Origin of the sequence: Janthinobacterium sp. BJB301 (genome assembly GCF_002735685.1) — a bacterium.
GTDB classification, from domain to species: domain Bacteria; phylum Pseudomonadota; class Gammaproteobacteria; order Burkholderiales; family Burkholderiaceae_D; genus Janthinobacterium; species Janthinobacterium lividum.
The window spans coordinates 1,100,681-1,123,896 of record NZ_PDZJ01000002.1; the positions used below are offsets into that span (position 1 = coordinate 1,100,681).

19 protein-coding genes are annotated in these 23,216 nt (G+C 61.2%); 11 read left to right on the forward strand and 8 right to left on the reverse strand.

Annotated elements, in window-relative coordinates:
- Positions 1-44 precede the first annotated feature (44 nt).
- Both CSQ91_RS18260 and CSQ91_RS18265 read left to right on the forward strand, forming a co-directional pair.
- Entirely contained in the window at positions 45-2,132 is a 2,088-nt protein-coding gene (locus CSQ91_RS18260; protein ID WP_257217391.1) for an alpha/beta hydrolase family protein, read from the forward strand.
- 33 nt (positions 2,133-2,165) lie between these two features.
- Positions 2,166-3,392, forward strand: coding sequence for a 6-phosphofructokinase (locus CSQ91_RS18265; RefSeq protein ID WP_034788665.1), 1,227 nt, complete (start codon positions 2,166-2,168; stop codon positions 3,390-3,392).
- On the opposite strand, the gene CSQ91_RS18270 is transcribed toward CSQ91_RS18265, so the two are convergent.
- Positions 3,389-4,237 carry an IclR family transcriptional regulator gene (locus CSQ91_RS18270; protein WP_080753760.1) on the reverse strand — a complete coding sequence of 283 codons (849 nt, stop codon included), beginning with the start codon at positions 4,235-4,237 and terminating at the stop codon, positions 3,389-3,391. The genes CSQ91_RS18265 and CSQ91_RS18270 overlap by 4 nt on opposite strands.
- Positions 4,238-4,400: 163 nt before the next feature.
- Between CSQ91_RS18270 and CSQ91_RS18275 the strand changes: the two genes are divergently transcribed.
- Entirely contained in the window at positions 4,401-6,017 is a 1,617-nt protein-coding gene (locus CSQ91_RS18275; protein WP_099389154.1) for a GMC family oxidoreductase, read from the forward strand.
- A 184-nt stretch (positions 6,018-6,201) separates the two neighbouring features.
- Positions 6,202-7,479 carry an MFS transporter gene (locus CSQ91_RS18280; RefSeq protein ID WP_373630533.1) on the forward strand — a complete coding sequence of 426 codons (1,278 nt, stop codon included), beginning with the start codon at positions 6,202-6,204 and terminating at the stop codon, positions 7,477-7,479.
- A 64-nt stretch (positions 7,480-7,543) separates the two neighbouring features.
- Here the strand turns inward: CSQ91_RS18280 and purM are convergent, their stop codons facing one another.
- Positions 7,544-8,587 (reverse strand): phosphoribosylformylglycinamidine cyclo-ligase, encoded by a 1,044-nt coding sequence (purM, locus tag CSQ91_RS18285; protein WP_099389156.1) that lies wholly within the window; start codon positions 8,585-8,587, stop codon positions 7,544-7,546.
- 188 nt (positions 8,588-8,775) lie between these two features.
- Here purM and CSQ91_RS18290 point away from each other — a divergent pair, with 188 nt between their 5' ends.
- The 6 genes from CSQ91_RS18290 (at position 8,776) to panB (ending at position 14,251) form a co-directional block, all read left to right on the forward strand.
- The gene (locus tag CSQ91_RS18290) at positions 8,776-9,858 is read left to right on the forward strand and encodes an AI-2E family transporter (RefSeq protein ID WP_034788685.1); all 1,083 of its coding nucleotides are present in this window, start codon (positions 8,776-8,778) and stop codon (positions 9,856-9,858) included.
- A gap of 216 nt (positions 9,859-10,074) precedes the next feature.
- Positions 10,075-10,743 carry a DnaA regulatory inactivator Hda gene (gene hda, locus CSQ91_RS18295; protein ID WP_034788687.1) on the forward strand — a complete coding sequence of 223 codons (669 nt, stop codon included), beginning with the start codon at positions 10,075-10,077 and terminating at the stop codon, positions 10,741-10,743.
- Positions 10,743-11,414: an HAD family hydrolase gene (locus CSQ91_RS18300; protein ID WP_070254851.1), complete on the forward strand. Its 672-nt coding sequence runs from the start codon at positions 10,743-10,745 to the stop codon at positions 11,412-11,414. The genes hda and CSQ91_RS18300 overlap by 1 nt, the downstream gene beginning before the upstream one ends.
- Positions 11,407-12,777 (forward strand): polynucleotide adenylyltransferase PcnB, encoded by a 1,371-nt coding sequence (pcnB, locus tag CSQ91_RS18305; RefSeq protein ID WP_099389157.1) that lies wholly within the window; start codon positions 11,407-11,409, stop codon positions 12,775-12,777. The genes CSQ91_RS18300 and pcnB overlap by 8 nt, the downstream gene beginning before the upstream one ends.
- Complete coding sequence (gene folK, locus CSQ91_RS18310) at positions 12,777-13,265, forward strand: 2-amino-4-hydroxy-6-hydroxymethyldihydropteridine diphosphokinase (RefSeq protein WP_099389319.1); 489 nt, start codon at positions 12,777-12,779, stop codon at positions 13,263-13,265. The genes pcnB and folK overlap by 1 nt, the downstream gene beginning before the upstream one ends.
- Positions 13,266-13,375: 110 nt before the next feature.
- Entirely contained in the window at positions 13,376-14,251 is an 876-nt protein-coding gene (panB, locus tag CSQ91_RS18315) for a 3-methyl-2-oxobutanoate hydroxymethyltransferase (protein ID WP_180278456.1), read from the forward strand.
- Between the two features lie 141 nt (positions 14,252-14,392).
- Here the strand turns inward: panB and CSQ91_RS18320 are convergent, their stop codons facing one another.
- A complete protein-coding gene (locus CSQ91_RS18320) occupies positions 14,393-15,877 on the reverse strand; it encodes an aldehyde dehydrogenase (protein ID WP_099389158.1) in 1,485 nt (494 codons plus the stop codon).
- 309 nt (positions 15,878-16,186) lie between these two features.
- Here CSQ91_RS18320 and CSQ91_RS28735 point away from each other — a divergent pair, with 309 nt between their 5' ends.
- Positions 16,187-16,930 (forward strand): hypothetical protein, encoded by a 744-nt coding sequence (locus CSQ91_RS28735; protein WP_143451054.1) that lies wholly within the window; start codon positions 16,187-16,189, stop codon positions 16,928-16,930.
- 387 nt (positions 16,931-17,317) lie between these two features.
- Here CSQ91_RS28735 and CSQ91_RS18330 read toward each other — a convergent pair whose 3' ends face one another.
- From CSQ91_RS18330 to CSQ91_RS18350, 5 genes are all read right to left on the reverse strand, one after another.
- Positions 17,318-18,151 carry an ABC transporter permease gene (locus tag CSQ91_RS18330; RefSeq protein WP_099389160.1) on the reverse strand — a complete coding sequence of 278 codons (834 nt, stop codon included), beginning with the start codon at positions 18,149-18,151 and terminating at the stop codon, positions 17,318-17,320.
- A complete protein-coding gene (locus tag CSQ91_RS18335; RefSeq protein ID WP_099389161.1) occupies positions 18,148-19,077 on the reverse strand; it encodes an ABC transporter permease subunit in 930 nt (309 codons plus the stop codon). Before CSQ91_RS18335 ends, CSQ91_RS18330 begins: the two co-directional genes overlap by 4 nt.
- A 7-nt stretch (positions 19,078-19,084) precedes the next feature.
- Entirely contained in the window at positions 19,085-20,233 is a 1,149-nt protein-coding gene (locus CSQ91_RS18340) for an ABC transporter ATP-binding protein (RefSeq protein WP_099389162.1), read from the reverse strand.
- A gap of 138 nt (positions 20,234-20,371) precedes the next feature.
- Positions 20,372-21,832 carry an aspartate aminotransferase family protein gene (locus CSQ91_RS18345; protein WP_099389163.1) on the reverse strand — a complete coding sequence of 487 codons (1,461 nt, stop codon included), beginning with the start codon at positions 21,830-21,832 and terminating at the stop codon, positions 20,372-20,374.
- Between the two features lie 12 nt (positions 21,833-21,844).
- Entirely contained in the window at positions 21,845-23,215 is a 1,371-nt protein-coding gene (locus tag CSQ91_RS18350) for a glutamine synthetase family protein (RefSeq protein WP_034788700.1), read from the reverse strand.
- Position 23,216: the final 1 nt, after the last annotated feature.

Genomic DNA, 23,216 nt, shown 5'->3' on the forward strand with positions numbered 1-23,216 from the left:
TAGTGCATAAATAGATATCTTATTTACTATTTCCTGGAGGCGGAATGACACCCAGCAACATTACTTTGGCAAGCTGTGCAACACTCACCCGCGCCGCGATGGCCTGCCTGTTGCTGGCCATCGTATCGCCGCCAGCACTCGCCCAAACGGCAGCCGCCAGCACCAAAGCTATCGTCCCGTCACGCATCGGCGCCACCGCCTTCTTTGACGAAGATCAGATCAGCAGTGTCACGCTGTCGCCTGACGGCAACGCGGTCGCCATCTTGCTGATGGGCGACAACCGGCGCCGGCGCCTGACCGTGCTCGATGTAGCCAGCCAGGAAGTCAAGGTCGTTGCCAGCTTCAGCGACCGCGACATCGGCAACGTGGCATGGGTCAATGCCAAGCGACTGGTATTCGATACCAGGGACTCGCAGGTGGCCGATGGCCAGCGCAAATATGCGCCGGGCATGTTCGCCGTCGACCGCGATGGCAGCAATTACCGCCAATTGGCTTCCATGGATGATATCCCGGATGACCCGCGCTTCGCGTCCAGGAAGTTACCGTCCTCCGTGTATCTGCTGGACCAGTCCGGTACCCAGGATTCCGATGTCATTTATGTCCAGAAAGCCGTCGTGTTCAAGGAGCTCAATGAGAATACGGCGAGGGTCGGACAATTCGATTTGCTGCGCCTCGATACCACTACCCAGCAATGGGAAAAGGTGGCGCCCCCCGCCAAAGGCGTGCTTCACTGGCTGCTCGACCAGCACGGCAAACCACGCCTGGCTACGGCTGTCGAGGGCCGGCGCAAGACGTTCTACTACCTTGAACAGGGCGAGCAACGCTGGCGTGCCATCGCCAGCCAGGATGCCTACGACAACGAACCTCACGCCATTACGCCGCTGGAATTCGGTCCCGATGGCACCTTGTATGTCAGCAGCCGCAACGGCGCCGACAAGCGCACCCTGTATGCCTATGACCTGGCGGCTGGCCGCGTCACGGGCAAGCCGCTGGTGACGCTGGCGGGCTATGATTTCGACGGCGGCATCCTCACGGACCAGAAACGCCTGCTGGGTGTCTACTACACCAATGATGCCACCACCACCGAATGGTTCAGCGCCGACTGGAAGGCGGTGCAGCAAGACATCGATGCGCAATTGCCTGCGACCATTAACCTGATCTCACGCAGCGCCAGGGCAGACAGCCCGCAGCTCATCGTGACGGCATATTCGGACCGCCAGCCCAGTGCCTTCCTGCTCTACAACAAGCAAACCCGGCAATTGCAAAAGATCGGCAGCGCCCGTCCCGCCATCGATGCTGAGCACATGGCGCAAACCGATCTGATGCAATATCGAGCGCGCGACGGCATGGAGATTCCTGCCTGGCTGACCTTGCCCAAGGGGGGCGGCAAGAAACTGCCGATGCTGCTACTCGTGCGCAGTGCGCCAGCAGAACGTGGCAGCCTGTGGTACTGGATGAGCGAGCGACAATTTCTCGCTTCGCGCGGCTATGCCGTGCTGCAAGTCGAATTTCGCGGCAGCGGCGACCGTGGCGACCAGTATTTGCGAGCAGGCTGGAAACAATGGGGGCTGGCCATGCAGGATGACCTGGCCGACGGCGCACGCTGGGCCATCGCACAAGGCATTGCCGATCCTCAGCGCATCTGCATCATCGGCGGCGGCGCCTATGGCGGGTATGCCGCCCTGATGGGCTTGATCAAGGATGGCGATCTGTTCCGTTGCGGCGTGAGCTGGGGCGGCATCACCGACTTGCCGAAAATGTTTACGCAGCACTGGAGCGTCGATCACCGGATGGGCGAGGAAGCAAGACAATACACCATGCCGCAACGCATCGGCGATCCCGTGCGCGATGCCGCCCTGCTCAAGGCCAACTCCCCCATGTATCAGGCCGAAAAGTTGACGCAGCCCCTGCTGTTGGCCTACGGGGGGGCCGACAGCAAGGTCCCCGTCTATCAGGGCACGCAATTGCGCGACAAGCTCAAGCAGAACAATCCCCGCGTCGACTGGCAGTTGTACGCCGACGAAGGCGACCGTTGGGGCTTGGCGGCCACGCGCGTGGATTTCTGGCAGCGCGTGGAACAATTCCTCGACAGGAATACGGGAAAAGACAGCGCCCCGGAAAAAAAGGAGTAGGCTGGAGGGCCGTTCCACTTACGAGGAAATCCCATGCCGTCTGGAAAAATTCTTGTTGCCCAGGGAGGCGGCCCCACCGCCGTCATCAACCAGTCGCTGGTGGGCGTGGTGCTCGAATCGCGGCGCTTTCAACATGTCACGCGCGTGTATGGCGCGCTGCACGGCGTGCGCGGCATCGTCAACGAAGAATTCGTCGATTTGACGCAGGAAACCAGCCATAACCTGGAACTGGTGGCCGCCACGCCCTCGTCGGCCCTCGGCTCCACGCGCGACAAGCCGGACATTGCCTACTGCCAGCAAATCTTCGAAGTGCTGCGCGCGCACGAGATCGAACATTTCTTTTACATCGGCGGCAACGACTCGTCCGACACGGTGCGCATCGTCAGCGAGGAAGCGCACAAGGCCGGCTATCCGCTGCGCTGCATCCACATTCCGAAAACCATCGACAACGACCTGGTGGGCAGCGACCACACGCCCGGCTTTCCGTCTGCCGCGCGTTTCGTCGCGCAGGCGTTCGCCGGCGCCAACCTCGATAACGCGGCCCTGCCCGGCGTGTACGTGGGCGTCGTGATGGGCCGCCACGCGGGATTTCTGACCGCCGCCTCGGCATTGGGCAAGAAGTTTCCCGACGATGGCCCGCACCTGATCTATCTGCCCGAGCGCGTCTTCGTGCTGGAACAATTTCTTGCCGACGTGAAGGCGACGTATGAAAAACATGGCCGCTGCGTGATCGCCGTCTCGGAAGGCATCCACGACGCTTCGGGCGAACCGATCGCCAGCCTGCTGGCCAAACAGGTGGGCAATGAAGTGGAGCGCGATGCGCACGGCAATGTGCAATTGTCCGGCACGGGCGCGCTGGCCGACCTGCTGTGCGACGAGATCAAGGCGAAACTGGGCATCAAGCGCGTGCGCGGCGATACCTTCGGCTATCTGCAGCGCTCCTTCATCGGCTGCGTCTCTGATGTAGATCAACGCGAAGCCCGCGAAGTGGGCGAGAAGGCGGTGCAGTTCGCCATGTGGGGCGATCGCGATGGTTCCGTCGCCATCAAGCGCACGGGCTTTTATTCCGTCGATTACGAGTTGCTGCCGCTCACCGAGGTAGCAGGCAAGACGCGCACTATGGAAGACGAATTCATCAGCGCCAGCGGCACGGACGTGACGGATGCGTTCCGCCTGTATCTGCGCCCGCTGCTGGGCTCGGGCATGCCCGATGCGTTCCGCCTGCGCGCGGCGAAAGTGGCCAAGGTCTTGAAACCCTAGCTGTTTTCCGCCAGCAATAGCGGCCGCAGCTTGACGGCCGCCTCCTTGAGTTGAGGCACATGCTGCATCAGCTGCTCCACGGACTTTCTCGCCACGGGCGCGTGGCAGGCGACGGCCGCCACGATGCGCCCGTCGGCCGCGCAGATGGGCACGGCCACGGCTACCATGCCGTGCACGAATTCCTCGTCGTCGATGCCGATGCCCAGGCGGGCGATGCGCACGATCTCGCGTTCCAGCAGCGCGGGATCCGTGATGCTTTTCGGCGTGCGCGCCTGCAGGGTCAGCATGGCCAGCAACTCGCGCCTTTCCAGCAAATTCATATGCGCCAGGAATAGTTTCCCACTCGCCGTGCAATGCATGGGCGCCCGGCTGCCCAGCACCAGGTGCAGGCGCAGCGGTTCCTGCGTTTCCACGCGGTCCACATAGACGATCGCATTACCCTCGGGAATGGCCAGATTGCACGTCTCGCCCGTGACCGCCACCAGACTGCCCAGGATGCTGCGGCTCACGCGGATCAGGGCATTGTTGCGCAGGGTGGCCAGCGCCAGGTTGGTGGAAGCGGCACCGGGCACGTAGCCGCGTCCCACGGGCGTGCGCAGCACATAGCCATGTTGTTCCAGGGTATCGAGCAGCCGCATCATGCTGGCCTTGGGCACCTGCATGCGCGCGGCCAGCTGCGACAAGGTCAATGGCTGGCTGGCACTGGCCAGGTGCTCGATCAGGCGCAGCACGCGCAAGCCCCGCGCCTCGTCGCCATGGCTGGCCGCCGTGCTGGCAGCTACCGCGCCACCCGCCGAGCTGTCTTCTTCGGCCTCGGCCTGCCGTTTTTGAAACGCATCATGCATGTTCTGTTTCACCTCTCGCGTATGCGGCTGTTTCCGCTTGTCCCGGTGCTGCACGTCTTTTATAAATGGAACCAGATGTTCCAAAAATAATCAATAAAGACCAGTGTATCGCAAAAAACGCCCATCGAGGCGGCTAGATACCGCAACGCAGGAGACAAGAGCAATGTTGCAAACACACTACGATTACATCGTGGTCGGCGCCGGTTCCGCCGGCTGCGTGCTGGCCAACCGCCTGTCGCACGACAGCAACAATCAGGTATTGCTGCTGGAAGCAGGCGGCAAGGACAATAATCCGTGGATACACGTGCCGGTCGGCTATTTCAAGACCATGCACGACCCCAGGCTGGACTGGTGCTACCGCACGGAAGCGGACGCCGGTATCGCCGGGCGCCAGCTGCAATGGCCGCGCGGCAAGGTCTTGGGCGGCTCCAGTTCGCTCAACGGCTTGCTGTACGTGCGGGGGCAGAAGGAAGACTACGACCGCTGGGCCGAACTGGGCAATGCAGGCTGGAGCTATGCCGACATCTTGCCCTATTTCAAGAAATCGGAAGACCAGGAACGGGGCGCCAGCGATTACCACGGCGTGGGTGGCCCCTTGAAAGTGTCGGACTTGCGCCTGCGCCGTCCTATCGCGGAACACTTTATTGCGGGCGCCACGGAAAGCGGCATTCCCTTCAATGCCGACTACAACGGCGCCACGCAGGAAGGCGTGGGCTACTTCCAGCAGACGGCCAGCAAGGGCTTGCGCTGGAGCACCGCCAAGGCCTTTTTGCGGCCTGCCCGCAAGCGTGCCAACCTGCGCGTGGAAGTGCGCGCGCAAATCACGCGCGTGCTGTTCGAGGGCAAGCGCGCCGTCGGCATCGAATTCCGGCAGGATGGCCAGTTGCGCCAGGCGCGCGCCAGCGGCGAAGTGATTTTATGCGCGGGCGCCATCGGCTCGCCGCAGATCCTGCAATGCTCGGGAGTAGGCCCACGCGCCCTGCTCGAGGAAGTGGGCGTGCCGCTGGTGCACGACTTGCCCGGCGTGGGACAGAACCTGCAAGACCATCTGCAAATCCGCCTCGTCTTCAAGACGCGGCTGAAAACCCTGAACGATGAAGTCAACAGCCTGTGGGGCAAGCTGTGGGTGGGCATGCAGTATGTGTTTTCCCGCTCGGGGCCCTTGACCTTGGCGGCCAGCCAGGTGACGGTGTTTACCAGGTCGTCGCCCGAAGTGGAGCGGCCCGACATCCAGTTCCACATGCAGCCACTGAGCGCCGACAAGCCGGGCGAAGGCGCGCATCCGTTTTCCGCCTTTACGTCGTCCGTGTGCCAGCTGCGCCCGCACAGCCGTGGCCACGTGTCGATCAAGTCCGCCGATCCCCTCGCCTATCCGGGCATCTATCCGAATTATCTGTCCGACCCGCGCGACCAGCAGACGGCAATTGCGGCCCTGCGCGTGGCGCGAAAAATCGCCGCCGCCCCGTCGCTGGCGCCGCACATCATTTCCGAGTTCGTGCCCGGCCCGCAGTTCGAGACGGATGCGGAATTGCTGGACGCGGCGCGGCGCTTCAGCCAGTCGATCTACCACCCGAGCGGCACCTGCAAGATGGGACATGACGCCATGGCCGTCGTCGATGACCGCCTGCGCGTGCACGGCATGCAGAACCTGCGCGTGGTCGACGCGTCGATCATGCCGGAAATCGTCTCGGGCAATACGAACGCGCCCACCATCATGATCGCCGAAAAAGCGTCCGACATGATCCTGGCGGACGCCGTGCGGCTGCCCAAGGCTGCCTAGTCCGCGCCCCACGCCACCTCACCCGGGAGGATGCCAGCGGCGGGCAGACGGCCCCGCCCCTCAATGACTTGGCAATCAGCCAGGCATCAAAAAAACACACATAATCGATATCGATTGGAGACTAGATATTATGGATAACAATACGAACAATCCAAAAAAGGCCAAAGAGCTACGGAAAGTCGTGATGGCCAGCGTGATCGGCGCCACCATCGAGTGGTACGACTTCTTTTTATACGGCGTCGTCGCCGGCATCGTGTTCAGCAAGCTGTATTTCCCGGGCGGCGATCCGCTCGTCTCGACCATGCTGGCCTACGGTACCTTTGCCGTGGGCTTTCTGTCGCGCCCCATCGGCGGCGTGATCTTCGGCCACTTCGGCGACAAGATCGGCCGCAAGAGCATGCTGGTGATGACCCTGATGATCATGGGGATCTCCACTTTCCTGATCGGCGTGCTGCCCACATATGACCACATCGGCTACTGGGCGCCCGGCCTGCTGCTGTTCCTGCGCGTGCTGCAGGGTATCGGCCTCGGTGGCGAATGGGGCGGCGCCGTGCTGATGGCGTATGAATATGCGCCGCCCAAGGAGCGCGGCTTCTACGCCAGCCTGCCGCAGATCGGCCTGGCCATCGGCCTGTGCCTCGCTTCCGGCGTGGTGGCGATCCTGTCCTACAGCCTGACGGACACGCAGTTCCTGTCCTGGGGCTGGCGCGTGGCCTTCATCCTGTCGGCGGCCCTCGTCTTCATCGGCATGTGGATACGCCTGAACGTGATGGAAACGCCGGAATTCCAGGCCGTCAAGGAGAAGAATGCGGAGACGCAGATTCCGTTTTTCGACCTGTTGAAACGCTATCCCGGCAATGTCTTGAAAGGCATGGGTGCGCGCTATATCGACGGCGTGTTCTTCAATATCTTCGGCGTGTTTTCCATCACCTATCTGACCAACACCATCAAGATAGACCGCACGGAAGCGCTGATGGGCGTGATGGCGTCGGCCGTCGTGATGTGCTTCTGCATTCCATTCTTCGGCCGCCTGTCGGACCGCATCGGCCGCACCAAGGTATTTTTCTGGGGTTCATTGATCACGGGCGTGTCGTCGATTCCCGCCTTCTGGATCATGCTGCATCACGCCGACAATCCGCTGCTGCTGTGGTGTTCCGTGATCATCCCGCTGGGCGTGCTGTATTCGGCCGTGTACGGCCCGGAAGCGGCCCTGTTCTGCGACCTGTTCGACGCCAAGGTGCGCTACACGGGCATCTCCTTCGTGTACCAGTTCTCCGGCATCTTCGCCAGCGGCCTGACGCCCATCATCGCCACCTATTTGCTGAAGACGGGCAATGGCGAACCGTGGCACATCGTCGGCTACATCCTGTTCGCCTCCCTCGTCTCGGCCGTCAGCGTGGCCATGATCGGCAGGGGCGGTTCGCAACCGGATGGCCGCATGAAGCCGGCGCACGCGCGGTAGGCGCAGGCACGTAAAAAAAGGCAGGCCTCTTGCGAGTGCCTGCCTTTTTTATGTCGATTAAGACTTAGATGACAATCGTTTGATGCTCGTCGCCCACGCGGGCGCGGATGGTGCCAATGCGCGAGACGGTTTCGCCGGCCGCCTGCAATTGCGCGATGGCGGCGTCCGCGTTTTCCTGCGAGACGATGACGGTCATGCCGATGCCGCAGTTGAAGACGCGGTGCATTTCGGCGTCAGCCACGCCGCCGTGCTGCTGCAGCCACGTGAACAGCGGCGGCATGGTCCATGCCTTCGAGTCCAGCTCGGCCACCAGGCCAGGCTGCAGCACGCGCGGGATGTTTTCCACCAGGCCGCCGCCGGTGATGTGCACCATGCCCTTGACTTCCATGGCATCCATCAGCGCCAGCAGCGGCTTGACGTAGATGCGCGTCGGCTGCATCAGCACGTCGGCCAGCTTGCGGCCGTGGAAGTCGCCTTCCAGGTCAGGTTTCGCCACTTCGATGATCTTGCGCACCAGCGAGTAACCGTTCGAGTGCACGCCGGACGAGGCCAGGCCCAGCACCACGTCGCCCGGGGTGATCTTGGTACCGTCGATGATTTTCGATTTTTCCACGGCGCCGACGGCAAAACCTGCCAAGTCGTATTCGCCGGCCGGGTACATGCTCGGCATTTCCGCCGTTTCGCCGCCGATCAGCGCGCAGCCCGCTTGTTCGCAACCCTGGGCGATGCCCTTGATGACGTCGGTGGCGATCGCCACGTCCAGCTTGCCGCAAGCGAAGTAGTCGAGGAAGAACAGCGGTTCGGCGCCTTGCACCAGAATGTCGTTGACGCTCATGGCGACCAGGTCGATGCCGACCGTGTCATGGCGGTTCAGTTCGAACGCCAGGCGCAATTTGGTGCCCACGCCGTCGGTGCCCGAGACGAGTACCGGTTCCTTGTACTTCTTGCTGATTTCAAACATGGCGCCAAAACCGCCCAGGCCGCCCATCACGCCTTCGCGCAGGGTGCGCTTGGCAAACGGCTTGATTGCTTCGACTAAAGCGTCGCCTGCGTCGATATCGACGCCAGCGTCACGGTAGGAAAGGGAAACATTAGAAGTCTGGTTCATGGTGTGGTGGCAGCGGAGGCGGTAAAATAGAAGGCGGATACCCGCCGGCACGCGCGCGCAAGCATGTTTTTCAACATCGTGCGGCAGGACGCCAGCGGGTGAATTCGGTCGATCAAGTCGCTATTTTATCAAACTGCCCCGCCATTTCGTAATTAACTGCCTTTTTTTAACGCAACAGCACAAACTACATGCCATTCGCCATCACCGCCGAACAGAAGCAAACAGCATTTTGGATCGCGGTCTGGCTGGCATTTTTGCTGCTGCTCGTCAGCCTCGGTCCCATCCTGACGCCCTTCCTGGCCGCCGCCATCCTCGCCTACGTGCTCAATCCCGGCGTCGACCGGTTGCAGCGCCTGCATTACAAGCATTTTTACGTGCCCCGTCCGCTGGCCGTGCTGGTCGTCGTAGTGTTGTTTTTCCTCGCCATTACGGCGCTGGTGCTGATCGTCGTACCCGTGCTGCAAAAGGAAATCCCGCTGCTGCAGGCGCAAATCCCGCAATTCCTGAACAAGGCCAACGATTTCCTGGCGCCGAAGCTGCGCGACCTGGGCATCCGCGTGCGCCTCGATGGCACCGGCATCAAACGCATGCTGAGCCAGCAGATGGCCACCAGCGGCGATGAAATCTGGAGCACGGTACTCGCTTCGGCCCGTATCGGCGGCACGGCCGTGCTGGGCTGGCTGGCCACCGTGGTGCTGATTCCCGTGGTGCTGTTCTATCTGTTGCTGGATTGGCATCCAATGCTGGCGCGCATCGCCGGCGCCGTGCCGCGCCGCTGGGTCGGCCGCACGGTGGGCATGGCGCAGGAAGTCGATACCCTGCTGGCGCAATATCTGCGCGGCCAGCTGCTCGTCATGCTGGTGCTGGCCACGTATTACTCGGTGGCGCTGGCCATCGCCGGTTTTGAAGTCGCATTGCCTGTGGGCATCATCACGGGCTTGCTGGTGTTCATTCCCTATCTGGGTTTCGGCCTGGGCCTGATGCTGGCGCTGATCGCCGCCCTGCTGCAGTTTGCCGACTGGAGCGGCGTCATCGCCGTGGCGGTCATCTATGGCTGCGGCCAGGTCATCGAAGGCTTTTTCCTTACGCCGCGCCTGGTGGGCGAGCGCATCGGTCTGAACCCGCTGGCCGTGATCTTTGCCTTATTGGCTTTCGGACAATTGTTCGGTTTCGTCGGCGTTTTGCTCGCTTTACCCGCTTCTGCCGTCCTGATGGTCGCTTTTAAGCATCTAAGACGCCACTACCTGTCCAGCACCTTCTATAATGCGTGACAAGGTGACTGACATAAGCTACTGCGCGTCGCACTTTGCGGCCGGCGATGCTCACCGTACTACAGTACGGTTGCGCTTCTCGGCCACAAATCGCTGCCGCTCGCTACGCTTCTGCCAGGCACTCGATACGACTACAATGTTAAATTAATAAAAATCCAACAACAAACGCGATGACGACGCACAAGCAGTAATGAAAAACAGGACAAGGCGTACGCCATGAAACAACTGGTGCTCGATTTAGGCACAGACCAGGCGCACAGCCTCGATACCTTCGAGGTGGGACAGAATGCCGAAGTGGCGCAGCTGATGCGCCAGTTCGCCGCGCGCACTTCGCGCGAACATTTTGCCTACCTGTGGGGCGAACTGGCCGCCGGCAAGAGCCACCTGCTCAAGGCCCTGGCCAGCACCGAGCGCGCGCGCTACATTTCGCCATTCTCGATCGAGTCCGAATTCGTGTATTCGCCTGATGTGGATTTGTACCTGCTCGACGACTGCGAAAAACTGTCGCCGCTGGCGCAGATCGATGCCTTTGCCCTGTTCAATGAAATCCGCGCCAACAAGGCCTACATGGTGTGCAGCGGCGCCGTGCCGCCGGCCGTGCTGCCCGTGCGCGAAGACTTGCGCACGCGCATGGGATGGGGCCTGATCTACCAGATCCACGGCTTGACGGACGATGAAAAAATCGCCGCCCTGACCCAGGCGGCCACCACCCGCGGCTTGACCTTGTCGCCCGGCGTGTTACCCTATCTGCTGTCCCATTTCCGGCGCGACATGCGTTCGCTGTCGACGATGCTGGACTCTCTCGACCTCTACTCCCTTGAAACCCAACGCCCGATCACCTTGCCATTGTTGCGCGAGTTGCTGCAGGCGGAAGCGAAAGAATGATGAATCTGGCCCTGTTTGACCTCGACCACACCCTGCTGCCCATCGACTCGGATCACGAGTGGGGCGAATTCCTGGTACGCATCGGTGCCGTGGACGCCGCCGAATTCACCCGCCGTAACGACGAATTTTTCGCGCAATACCAGGCCGGCACGCTCGATCCGGTGGAATACCTGGAATTTTCCCTCGGCACCCTGGCGCAATTCCCGCGCGAACGCCTGGAAGCGCTGCACAAGCAATTCATGGCTGAAGTGGTCATGCCGGCCATCCGCCCGGAAGTCGTGGCCCTGCTGAAACAGCACCAGGACGCGGGCGACCTGCTGGCCATCGTCACGGCCACCAACCATTTCATCACCAAACCCATCGCCGATGCGCTGGGCGTCGAGCACCTGCTGGCCGCCATGCCAGAATATGACACGCAAGGCAATGTCACGGGCAAGCTGGTAGGCACGCCGACCCTGGGCGCGGGCAAGCTGACCCACACCTATGCCTGGCTGGAAAAGATGGGCAAGGAACTGGGGCAGTTCGAGCGCAGCTATTTTTACAGCGATTCGCACAACGACATTCCCCTGCTGTCGGTCGTGACCCACCCTGTCGCGACCAACCCCAATACCGCTTTGAGCGCACACGCATCCCTCCACGGCTGGCCATCACTTCACTTATTCAATGATTAAAAAATTCATCCGCAAGATCCTCGGCGTTAAAAAAGAGGCAGCGCGCGACACCACGGCACCCATCGTGCTCGGTCCTGCGCAACACGGAATCGACCCGAAACTGGTGTCGTCGAATGCCATCCGCGTCACCAGCAGCCTGCAGGAAGCGGGCTTCGAGGCTTTTGTCGTCGGCGGCGCCGTGCGCGACCTGCTGCTGGGCGTGAAGCCGAAAGACTTCGACATCGCCACCAACGCCACGCCGGAACAGGTCAAGCGCTTGTTCCGCCGCGCCTTCATCATCGGCAAGCGCTTCCAGATCGTGCACGTGATGTTCGGCCAGGATTTGCTGGAAGTGACGACCTTCCGCGGCGCCGGCGCCGACTCCGCGCCCAAGGATGAACATGGCCGCGTCCTGCGCGACAATACCTTCGGCTTGCAGCACGAAGATGCGCTGCGCCGCGACTTCACCATCAACGCCATGTACTACAACCCGGCCACGCAGGAAGTGCTGGACTACCACGGCGGCGTGGAAGACATCCGCGCCAAGACCTTGCGCATGATCGGCAAGCCGGAAGAGCGCTACCGCGAAGATCCCGTGCGCATGCTGCGCGTGGTGCGCTTTGCCGCCAAGCTGAAATTCACCATCGAGCCGCACACGGCCGCGCCGATCCCCATCATGGCGCCGCTGATCAACAACGTGCCCGCGCCGCGCGTGTTCGATGAAATGCTGAAACTGCTGATGAGCGGCCACGCGCTGGCCTGCCTGCAGCAGCTGCGCAAGGAAGGCTTGCATCACGGTCTGCTGCCGCTGCTCGACGTGGTGCTGGAACAGCCGCTGGGCGCAAAATTCGTCACCCTGGCGCTGGACGCCACGGACGCCCGCATCGCCGCCGGCAAGACCGTCTCGCCGGGCTTCCTGTTCGCTTCGCTGCTGTGGCACCAGGTACTGGAAAAATGGACGGCCTACCGCGCCGCCGGCGAATCGACCATTCCCGCGCTGCACCTGGCGGCCGACGACGTGCTCGATTCGCAGACGGAAAAGCTGGCCTTGCAGCGCAAGATCGGTTCCGACATGCGCGACATCTGGTCGATGCAGCCGCGCTTCGAGCGCCGGGTCGGCAAGGCGCCGTACAAGTTGCTCGAGCACCTGCGCTTCCGCGCCGGCTATGACTTCCTGCTGCTGCGCTGCGCCTCTGGCGAGATCGACATGGACATCGGCGAATGGTGGACGGCCTTTTATGAAGGCGACGAGGAAACGCGCGAAGCGCTGCTCGTCAGCGCCAATGCCGCACCGGGCGCCGTCAAGAAAAAGCGCCCGCCACGCCGCAGCGCGCGCAGCAAGACCGGCGGCGGCTCGGCCACCGGCAGCAGCAGCGACGAATGATGGACGCACCTGCGCTGGTCACCGCTTACATCGGCATCGGCGCCAACCTGGGCGACGCGCGCGCGAATGTGCAGGACGCGATCGCGCGCCTGGCGCGCCTGCCAGGCGCCAGCTTGCTGGACGCCTCGGCCAGCTACCGCACGGCGCCCATCGATTCGAGCGGTGACGACTACATCAACGCCGTGGCGCGCATCACGACCACCCTGCCGGCAGAGGAACTGCTGCTGGCCCTGCACGCCATCGAGGCGGCGCATGGACGCGAGCGGCCTTACCGCAACGCCCCGCGCACCCTGGACCTGGACTTGCTGCTGTACGGCGATGAACGGATCGCCAGCGCCACGCTGACGGTGCCCCATCCGCGCATCACCGAGCGCGCCTTCGTGCTGGTGCCGCTGCTCCAACTGGCGCCCGCCGTCATCGTGCCCGGACTCGGTCCGGCGCAGGACTACCTGGCGGCCGTGGCCGATCAGGCCATCAGTCAGCTCTGACCCCAGCTCCGACCCGTTCCGCTCCCATCCTCTACAATGCCGCTCCTGCAGCAGGCCGCATAAAGTACTACACTAGCGGCGTTGCACCCCTTTCACTCTAGAGAATACCTATGTCCGCTTATTTGCAAGGAACAGATCTGGCCGCAAAAGACAAGGCCGCCACACCGGCGCCGGCGCCATCCAAGCCTGTCGCCAACAAGGCCGTGACCATCCACACCCTGGCCACGCTGCGCGCCGCCGGCGAAAAGATCACCATGCTGACCTGCTATGACGCCAGCTTTGCGTCCCTGATGGACCGCTGCGGCGTGGAGATCCTGCTGATCGGCGATTCGCTCGGCATGGTCTGCAATGGCCACAACTCCACCCTGCCCGTCACCGTGGCCGAACTGGCCTACCACACGGCTTCCGTGGCGCGCGGCAGCAAGTCGGCCATGATCATGGCCGACCTGCCATTCGGCGCCTACGGCACGCCCGAGACAGCCTATGCCAACGCCGTCATCCTGATGCAGGCTGGCGCGCACATGATCAAGATCGAAGGCGGCGCCTGGCTGGCCGAGATCGTCCGTTTCCTCACCGAACGCGGCATCCCCATCTGCGCCCACATCGGCCTGACGCCGCAATCCGTGCACCAGCTGGGCGGCTATAAAGTGCAGGGCAAGAGCACGGAAAGCGCGGCGGAACTGAAGAACGACGCGCTGACGCTGCAAAACGCGGGCGCCGCCATCGTGCTGATGGAAGCCATGCCGTCGCAGCTGGGCAAGGAAGTGACGGACATGCTGAAGATTCCGACGATCGGTATCGGCGCCGGTCCCGATTGCTCGGGCCAGGTGCTCGTCATGCACGACATGCTGGGCGTCTTCCCGGGCCGCAAGGCGCGCTTCGTGCGCAACTTCATGGAAGGCGCGGCCAGCATCGACGACGCCGTCACCGGCTATGTAAAAGCCGTCAAGGATGGCAGCTTCCCGGCGCTGGAACACTGCTTCTGACGTAGTTTGTTTTAAGTCGGCTTGCGCGCTGCGCGCCAAGCCGACCTACGAGACCATCAGCGCCGTAGGCCGGGTAGGTCGGATTAGGCGGGGCCGCCGAGGCCGCAGGCCGTAATCCGACAACACCACAGGCGCAAACCCCTACCCCACCTGTATCCACGTCGTCTTCAGCTCCGTGTACTTGTCCAGCGCGTGCAATGATTTGTCGCGCCCATTGCCCGACTGCTTGTAGCCGCCGAACGGCACGGTGATGTCGTCGCCGTCATACTGGTTGACGTGCACGGTGCCCGCGCGCAGGGCGCGCGCCGTCTGGATGGCTTTGGTGATGTCGGACGTCCATACGGCCGCCTGCAAGCCGTACGGCGTGGCATTGGCCTGTTTCACCGCCTCGCCGATATCCGTAAAGCCCAGCACGGACAGCACGGGGCCGAAGATCTCTTCGCGCGCGATCGTCATGCCCGCGTCCACGCCGAAGACGGTGGGCTGCACATAGTAGCCCCCCGTATCAAGGCGCACGGCCTCGCCGCCGCCCAGCAGCTGCGCGCCTTCGCTCTTGCCGGCCGCGATATAGCCCATCACGGTTTGCATCTGCGTGGCGTCGACGATGGCGCCCATGACGGTGGCTTCGTCGAGCGGGTCGCCGGGCTGGAAGCGCGGCAGCATGGCCAATGCCTTGGCCAGGAATTCTTCCTTGATCGATTCTTCCACGAACAGACGCGATGGCGCATTGCAGCTTTCGCCCTGGTTGAAGAAGATGGAGCCGACGGCGGCCGCCACGGCCTTGTCCAGGTCAGGGCAATCGGCGCAAACGATGTTGGCGGACTTGCCGCCCAATTCCGTCCACGCCCGTTTCAGGTTTGACTGGCCCGCCATCTGCACGATCAATTTTCCCGTGCGCGTGGAGCCCGTAAAACCGATGCAATCGACATCCATGTGCAACGCCAGCGCGGCGCCGGCCTCATTGCCGTAGCCGGGCAGCACATTGAAAACGCCGGCCGGCACGCCCGCTTCCAGCGCGATGTCGGCCAGGCGCAAGGCCGTCAATGGGGATTTTTCGGAGGGTTTGAGGATCACGCTATTGCCTGCCGCGAGGGCCGGCGCGATCTTCCAGGCAGCCATGATCATCGGGTAGTTCCACGGCACGATGGCGGCGACGACGCCCACCGGTTCGCGCGTGATCAGGGCCAGGCTGTTGGCCGGAGTCGGCGCGATTTCATCGTAGACCTTGTCGATCGCCTCGCCATACCAGCGCAGGCAGTTGGCCGTGGCGCCCACGTCCACGCTCTGGCTGTACTTGATCGGTTTGCCCATGTCCAGGGTTTCCAGCAAGGCCAGCTCGGGGCCGTACTTCTGCACCAGGTCGGCGAACTTGATCAGCACGCGCTTGCGCTGCGCGGGCGATTTCCCTGCCCAGCGGCGGTCCTCGAAGGCGGCGCGCGCGGCCTGCACGGCCGCATCCACGTCCGCCCCATCGCAACGGGCCACTTGCCCCAGGAGACGCCCATCGATGGGCGACAGATTGTCGAAAGTCTGGCCTGACTTAGCCCCGGCGCGCTCGCCATTGATAAAGGCGCGGCCATCGATCGCGAGCGCTGCGGCCCGTGCATGCCAGCTGAGATTTTGCATAGCATCTCCTTATAAGTTATCACATATAGAAACCTACCATACAAGTCACCAAACCATACGAACCGTGTAAGGAAGTAGCGTGTAGAAAATTTCCTCCACGGTAACAAGCATGCCTCAAAGTCAAAAATTGCAAGAACAGATCATAAAAAGCAAATAAATGCCTAATTTCCGAAAGAAATGCCAAAAAATGAGCAAACAGAGCAAATTTAGGCTCATAAGCTAAAATTAGAAAGACCCCTAGAAGCAAACAAGAAAGCTCTTGCGCTTAAAATTTACTTGAGGCACAATACATTCATCTTAGGAGGATGCATGGCAAAAATCATTGATTACCCACGCGCGTCGCTGCGCTCGGCATTGCAACTGGCAGAGGCAATTGATGGCTTTGCCGGAAGCTGTAGCCAAGACTTGGCAGCTGAAAAGCTTGGCAAAAAGGTGAGCGGTGCATTTGCCGCACAAATTGGCGCGGCTGTGAAATACGGCCTAATAGATAGCAAAAATGGAAAACTTTCCGTTTGCCCGCTCTATCGAGACTACAAACTGTCTTATACAGCTGAAGACGCGATGAAGTGTTTGCAGAAAGCACTTCTATCCCCACCATTGTTTAACGCTATCTATGAGCGATTTCGGGGGCAAAAATTGCCGATTGAGCATTTTGAAAAAATGCTAATTAGAGAATTTAATGTACCTGATGTAATTGCATCTCGCGTTTCTCGTTATTTTCTTGAAGGCGGCAAGCATTCGGGATTACTGAACGAAGAAAACATCCTCGGCAGTGAGTCAGCCGGGAGTAGCTATGATGAGGTAATTGAAGAAGAGGAAAATTTTCCAGTCACAATATCTAACCCAATAGTTGGTCGACAGGAAAAAGTTGAAACGTCAGATGCACACAAAAATATTAATAGTAATGACTCAGACAATGTAGAAGATTTTTGGTTAAATATTCGCGGTCCGGGAGTGAATTTTTCTATCGAAATAAAAGATAGCGATGATCTCGATATAGTTCACATTATGCTCAAGAAAATTGATAAAGCATTAAAGTTGAAAAATACATAAAAATTAGATATGTACTCTACTCAGGAAAATAGAGTACAAAAAGAAAACGTGTAAAGAGTTGGCGCTCTTTACACGTTGGGTAAAAGAAAGTCAAACGGACTCTGGCTTTCTCTTGAACTGCTTGCTATGTGATAGCTGTATAAGTTTAGTGTTTAAACTTCAGCAATGCAAGCTCCAAGTTTTCTTATCGAGGCCATCCCAGCTAAGAAAGGGGATTGCGATGATGATTTGTCACTATCCAAAGGCCGTTCATGTAAGAGCATATGAACGCCTTCGTCGTGGGCGCATCGAGCATGTACGGCAGCATTGCCGTGCAATGCCTAAGTAATATAATTAGTCATTAACCGTGGGCAGCAAATGCTGCCCACTTAGTTAGTACAATATTTTCTATTTCACAGACATCTGCTTGCGCCGTCTCCGGTCGGCGCGCGCCAGCATCACGGCATACGCGATCACGGCAAGCGTCACCACCAGGATGGTCAGCGCGGCGATGGCATTGACGCGCGGGTCGAGCCCCAGGCGCGCGCGCGAGAAGATCACCAGCGGCATCGTCGTCGAACCGGGACCGGACAAAAAGGCCGACAGCACCACATCGTCCAGCGACAGGGTAAATGTCAGCAGCCAGGCCGACGCCAGCGCCTGCGTGATGTTCGGCAGGGTCACGAGGAAGAATACCTGGTGCGCGCGGCAGCCCAGGTCCATGGCCGCTTCGGCCAGGGATTTACTCATCTCCTGCAGGCGCGACTGCACCACCACGGCCGCATACGCCATGCCCAGCAGGGTGTGGCCCAGCCAGATGGTCAGCACGCCACGTTCGGGGAAACCGAAGACCTTTTGCATGGACACCAGCATCAGCAGCAGGGACAGGCCGATGATCACTTCCGGCATCACCAAAGGCGCGCTGACCATGGCGGAAAACACCGTGCGGCCACGGAAGCGCTGGTAGCTGGTCAAGGCGAAGGCGGCAAACGTGCCGAGGATGACGGACGATGTGGCCGACATGAAGGCGATCTTCAGGGACAAACCGAAGCCCGAGATGATTTCCGTATCGCTCATCAATTCGCTGTACCAGCGCAGCGAAAAACCGCTCCACACCATGTCCTGGCGCGAGCTGTTGAACGAAAAGACGATCAGCACGATGATGGGCAGGTAGAGGAACAGATAGCCGAGAGAAAGCCAGCCATGGCCGAACCAGCGCTGCAGGAAATTACGTCCGTTCATGTGCGTTCCTCCGCGTTCTGGTCCGTCTTGTATTTGTTAAAAATGGCCATCGGCACGAGGATCAGCAAGACCACCAGCACCGTCACCGACGAAGCCATGGCCCAGTCGTTGTTCGTGAAATATTCATCCCACAGCACGCGGCCGATCATCAGGGTTTCCGGGCCGCCCAGCAGCTCGGGAATCACGTATTCGCCCACGGACGGGATGAACACCAGCATGGCGCCGGCGATGATGCCCGATTTAGACAGGGGCACGGTGATGCGCCAGAACGCCTGCAAGGGCGTGGCGCCCAGGTCGGCCGCCGCCTCCAGGAAACGCATATCCATTTTCACCAGGTTCGCGTACAGGGGCAGGATCATGAAGGGCAGATAGGCGTACACCATGCCCACCACCAGCGAAAACGAGGTGTTCATCATGTGCAGCGGTTCGCTTACCACGCCCAGCGCGATCAGCAGGTCGTTGAGCAAGCCGTGGTTGGCCAGGATACCCTTCCACGCATACACGCGCAGCAGGAAGGAAGTCCAGAACGGCAGCATCACCAGCATCATCAGCACGGGCCGGATCGATGGCCTGGCGCGCGCCATGAAGTAGGCGAACGGGTAGCCGATGAAGAGGCAGATGGCGGTGGTGATGGCCGCGTATTTCAATGAACTGAGATAGGTGAGCAGATACAGTTCATCGGCGGCGATGAACAGGTAGTTGGCGATTTTGACCTTCAGCACGACGATGCCGTCGACATACGACAGCAGGCCGCCGAACGGACTGCCCGCCGTGTCCATGTCGGACAGGCTGATACGCAGCACGATCAGGAAAGGCACGAGGAAGGCTGCCGCCAGGAACAGCGAGGGCACGGCGATGACGGCGTTGCGCCCAGTGACCCAACGCAGGGTGACGAGCTTGCGCAGCGATTGCAGGATGGACGTCATGATGGCCTCAGCTGGTCAGCACGACGATGTCGGCGCCATCCCACCACACCCACACGTGCTGTTCGCGCTCGAGGCGCGCGGCGTCGTGGCGGGCCGCGTTGGTGCGCGAGACTTTCACCACCGTGCCGCTGTCGAGGCGCACGTGGTAGCTGGTTTCATTGCCAAAATATGCCATGGCGACGATCACGCCCTGGGCGCAGTTGTAGCCGTGTTCCGCCGGCGACGCGCGCTCGTGCAAGGCGGGTGGCTCGATCTGGATGCCGATTTTTTCGGGGCGCACGGCCACCGAGACATCCATGCCCAGGTTGCCCGTGATGCCATGCGAAACATAGTGCTCGCCATCGGCGGTGGCGATGACCACGTGGTCGGGTTCATCTTCCGTGATGCGGCCGTCGAACAGGTTGACGCTGCCGATGAAATCGGCCACGAAACGGCAGTTCGGCGTCTCGTAGATTTCGCCGGGGGCCCCCACCTGCAGGATGCGCCCTTCGCTCATGACGGCGATGCGCGTGGCCATGCTCATGGCCTCGTCCTGGTCGTGCGTGACCATCACACACGTGACGCCCACCTGCTCGATGATATTGACCAGTTCCATCTGCGTGCGTTCGCGCAGTTTTTTATCCAGCGCGCCCAGCGGCTCGTCGAGCAGCAGCAATTGCGGACGCTTGGCCAGGCTGCGCGCCAGCGCCACGCGCTGCTGCTGCCCGCCCGACAACTGGTGCGGCTTGCGCTTCGCATACTGCCCCAGTTGCACCAGCGCCAGCATCTGCTCGACCCTTGACGCCACTTCCGCCTTTGGCAAGCCATCGCGGCGCAGGCCGAAGGCGATGTTGTCCCACACGGACAAATGGGGGAACAGCGCATACGACTGGAACATCATGTTGATGGGGCGCTGGTGCGGCGGCACATCGACGATGCTGTTGCCCGCCAAAGCGATGCGCCCCGACGTCGGCGTCTCGAAACCGGCCAGCATGCGCAGCAGGGTCGACTTGCCGCAGCCTGAACTGCCGAGCAGGGCGAATATCTCGCCCTTGTTGATCGTCACGGAAATATCATTGACGGCGCGCACGCCATCGAATTCCTTGACCAGTTGATCAATCAGCAAGAAAGGCGCTGGGGCGTCGCTGGCCGACGCGGCGGGTGTTGCTATCGTCATGTGTGGGTGGCTTCTGGGTAAGAGGGTGTCAAAATGAAAAACTGGCCACTACAAAGAGCGGCCAGGATGGAAGTTTAGCGGAACTGCCGCCATTGCGGTCCAAAAAATGCGCAGATGGCGGCAAAATGGGGAAAAAACCTACACCCAGCCCTTCGCCTTCACGTCCGCATGCGTCTTGTCCAGGCACACGCGTATCAAGCCCACCATTTCATCGATCTGCGCGCGCGTCATCACCAGCGGCGGGGCGACGATCATGCGTTCGCCCACGGCGCGCATGATGACGCCGTTGTCGAACATGTGGCCGCGGCAGATCATGCCCACGCCTTGGTCCTCGTCGAACAGCTCGTTGTCATGCACGGTGGCGCCCTTCTTGCGCACGAGGTTCAGGCCCGCGACCAGGCCGCAGCTGTCCGCATAGCCGACCAGCGGATGTTCGCCCAGGCTGGCGAAGCACTGCTTCAGGTACGGTCCCGTATCGTCGGCCACCTTCGCCACCAGCTGCTCTTCCTCGATGATGCGGATGTTTTCCAGCGCCGCCGCGCAGGCAACGGGGTGGCCGGAATACGTGAAACCGTGCGTGAATTCGCCGCCCTGCTCGATCAGTACCTTGGCTACCCTGTCGCCCACCAGCACGCCGCCCAGCGGCACATAGCCGGACGTGACCCCCTTGGCAAAAGTGATCAGGTCGGGCTTTATGCCGAACAGTTCGGAGCCGAACCAGCGCCCCAGGCGGCCGAAGCCGCAGATGACTTCATCGGCGATGAGCAAAATGCCGTACTTGTCGCAGATGCGCTGGATCTCCGGCCAGTAGGTCGATGGGGGGATGATGACGCCGCCGGCGCCCTGCACCGGCTCGCCGATGAAGGCGGCCACCTTGTCGGCGCCGATTTCCAGGATCTTGTCTTCCAGCCAGCCAGCCGCCTTTACACCGAATTCCTCGGGGCTCAAGCCGTGGCCCGACTCCAGGTAATTGGGCTGGCCGATATGCGCGATGCCGGGGATGGGCATGCCGCCCTGCGCATGCATGCCATCCATGCCGCCCAGCGACGCTCCCGCCACCGTGCTGCCGTGATAGGCATTGTGGCGGCTGATGATGGTATGCCTCTCCTTGTAGCCGAGGATATCCCAGTAGCGGCGCACCATGCGCAAATTCGTGTCGTTGCCTTCGGAGCCGGAACTGGTGAAGAACACGTGCTGGAACTGCGGCGGCGAGATTTGCGCCAGCTTGGCGGCCAGCTGCGCGGCCGGCACGTTGGTCGTGCCAAAGAAGCTGTTATAGAACGGCAGCGTCTCCATCTGCCGGTACACGGCTTGCGAGATCGACGTGCGGCCGTAGCCCACATTCACGCACCACAGGCCCGACATGCCGTCGACGATCTTCTTGCCCTGGCTATCCCACAGGTAGACGCCGTCGCCGCGCACCATCACCCTGGCGCCCTTGCTTGCCAGGTCCTGGAAATCGGTGAATGGATGCAGGTAGTGGGCCGAGTCCATTTTTTGGATGGCGGCCGTGTCATACACCTGCGGCGCCGCGTTTTTCTGCGCCACGGAGGCGACCAGGGCGGCGCTCGGCGCCAGCGGATTGTTTGTTGTACTCATTGCGATCCTTTCTTAAACGTGGAGCAGAAGATGCTCGCGCTCCCACGGGCTGATGACGGTCATGAACTCCTGGTGTTCCAGGTCCTTGATGGCCGCATATACGTCGATGAAGCGCTCGCCCAGCACCGTGCGCAGCTTGTCTTCCGCGCGCAGCAGCTGCAGGGCTTCGGGCAAGCCTTGCGGCAGTTCGAACTTCATGTCATAGGCGCTGCCCACCATCATCGGCGTCGCTTCCAGCTGCTCCGTCATGCCGAGATAGCCGCAGGCCAGCGTGACGGCCAGGGCCAGATAGGGATTGGCGTCGGCGCCGATGATGCGGTTTTCCACGCGCCGGTCCTGCACGCCCGACTCGGGCACGCGGAAGCCCACCGTGCGGTTGTCCAGTCCCCACTGGATGTTGATCGGCGCGGCCGTATGGCGCACGATGCGGCGGTAGGAATTCACGTAGGGCGCGACGATGGCCATGGCCGACGGCATATAGCGCTGCAGACCCGCGATGTAATGCTTGAAGATGGGCGCGGCCGAACCGTCCTCGTTGCTGAAGATGTTCAGGCCCGTCTTCGCATCGACGACGCTCTGGTGCACGTGCATGGCGGAACCCGGTTCACCGGCCATCGGCTTGGCCATGAAGGTGGCGTACATATCGTGTTTCAAGGCCGCTTCGCGCAGTGTGCGCTTGAAGAAAAACACCTTGTCGGCCAGGCCCAGCGGATCGCCGTGCAGGAAGTTGATTTCCATTTGTCCCGCGCCGATCTCGTGGATCAGCGTATCGACGTCAAGGTTCATCAATTCGCAGTAATCGTAGATATCCTCGAACAGGGGATCGAACTCGTTGACGGCGTCGATGCTGTACACCTGGCGGCTCGTCTCGGCCCTGCCGCTGCGGCCGATGGGCGGCTTCAAGGGCAAGTCCGGGTCCGTGTTTTTCGCCGTCAGGTAGAACTCCAGTTCCGGCGCCACCACCGGTTTCCAGCCCTTGTCCGCATACAGTTTCAGCACGCGCCGCAGCACGGAGCGGGGCGCAAAATCGACCAGCATGCCGTCGGCGAAATAGCAGTCGTGGATGACTTGCGCTGTGGGATCGGTTGCCCACGGCACCATGGTGATGGTGGTGGGATCGGCCTTCAAGATCATGTCGCGGTCGGTGCTGGAAATGGCGCGGTCGTAGCCGCCATCGTCGACCGGGTAATTGCCCGTCACCGTCATGCCGAGTACCGCTTCCGGGATGCGCATGCCGCGCTCCTGGGTGAATTTCCCGCGCGGCAGGATCTTACCGCGCGCCACGCCCGTCAGGTCGGGTACCAGGCATTCGATTTCCGTGACGCGCTTTTCATTGAGCCACAAATCCATATCCGTATAGGTGAAATTTTCACGTATTGCCATG

Bases quoted from the DNA above. Each gene is read 5' to 3' on its own strand.
- CSQ91_RS18260 (WP_257217391.1), top strand. From the start codon at position 45: ATGACACCCAGCAACATTACTTTGGCAAGCTGTGCAACACTCACCCGC.
- CSQ91_RS18265 (WP_034788665.1), top strand. From the start codon at position 2,166: ATGCCGTCTGGAAAAATTCTTGTTGCCCAGGGAGGCGGCCCCACCGCC.
- CSQ91_RS18270 (WP_080753760.1), bottom strand. From the start codon at position 4,237: ATGCATGATGCGTTTCAAAAACGGCAGGCCGAGGCCGAAGAAGACAGC.
- CSQ91_RS18275 (WP_099389154.1), top strand. From the start codon at position 4,401: ATGTTGCAAACACACTACGATTACATCGTGGTCGGCGCCGGTTCCGCC.
- CSQ91_RS18280 (WP_373630533.1), top strand. From the start codon at position 6,202: ATGGCCAGCGTGATCGGCGCCACCATCGAGTGGTACGACTTCTTTTTA.
- purM (WP_099389156.1), bottom strand. From the start codon at position 8,587: ATGAACCAGACTTCTAATGTTTCCCTTTCCTACCGTGACGCTGGCGTC.
- CSQ91_RS18290 (WP_034788685.1), top strand. From the start codon at position 8,776: ATGCCATTCGCCATCACCGCCGAACAGAAGCAAACAGCATTTTGGATC.
- hda (WP_034788687.1), top strand. From the start codon at position 10,075: ATGAAACAACTGGTGCTCGATTTAGGCACAGACCAGGCGCACAGCCTC.
- CSQ91_RS18300 (WP_070254851.1), top strand. From the start codon at position 10,743: ATGAATCTGGCCCTGTTTGACCTCGACCACACCCTGCTGCCCATCGAC.
- pcnB (WP_099389157.1), top strand. From the start codon at position 11,407: ATGATTAAAAAATTCATCCGCAAGATCCTCGGCGTTAAAAAAGAGGCA.
- folK (WP_099389319.1), top strand. From the start codon at position 12,777: ATGGACGCACCTGCGCTGGTCACCGCTTACATCGGCATCGGCGCCAAC.
- panB (WP_180278456.1), top strand. From the start codon at position 13,376: ATGTCCGCTTATTTGCAAGGAACAGATCTGGCCGCAAAAGACAAGGCC.
- CSQ91_RS18320 (WP_099389158.1), bottom strand. From the start codon at position 15,877: ATGCAAAATCTCAGCTGGCATGCACGGGCCGCAGCGCTCGCGATCGAT.
- CSQ91_RS28735 (WP_143451054.1), top strand. From the start codon at position 16,187: ATGGCAAAAATCATTGATTACCCACGCGCGTCGCTGCGCTCGGCATTG.
- CSQ91_RS18330 (WP_099389160.1), bottom strand. From the start codon at position 18,151: ATGAACGGACGTAATTTCCTGCAGCGCTGGTTCGGCCATGGCTGGCTT.
- CSQ91_RS18335 (WP_099389161.1), bottom strand. From the start codon at position 19,077: ATGACGTCCATCCTGCAATCGCTGCGCAAGCTCGTCACCCTGCGTTGG.
- CSQ91_RS18340 (WP_099389162.1), bottom strand. From the start codon at position 20,233: ATGACGATAGCAACACCCGCCGCGTCGGCCAGCGACGCCCCAGCGCCT.
- CSQ91_RS18345 (WP_099389163.1), bottom strand. From the start codon at position 21,832: ATGAGTACAACAAACAATCCGCTGGCGCCGAGCGCCGCCCTGGTCGCC.
- CSQ91_RS18350 (WP_034788700.1), bottom strand. From the start codon at position 23,215: ATGGCAATACGTGAAAATTTCACCTATACGGATATGGATTTGTGGCTC.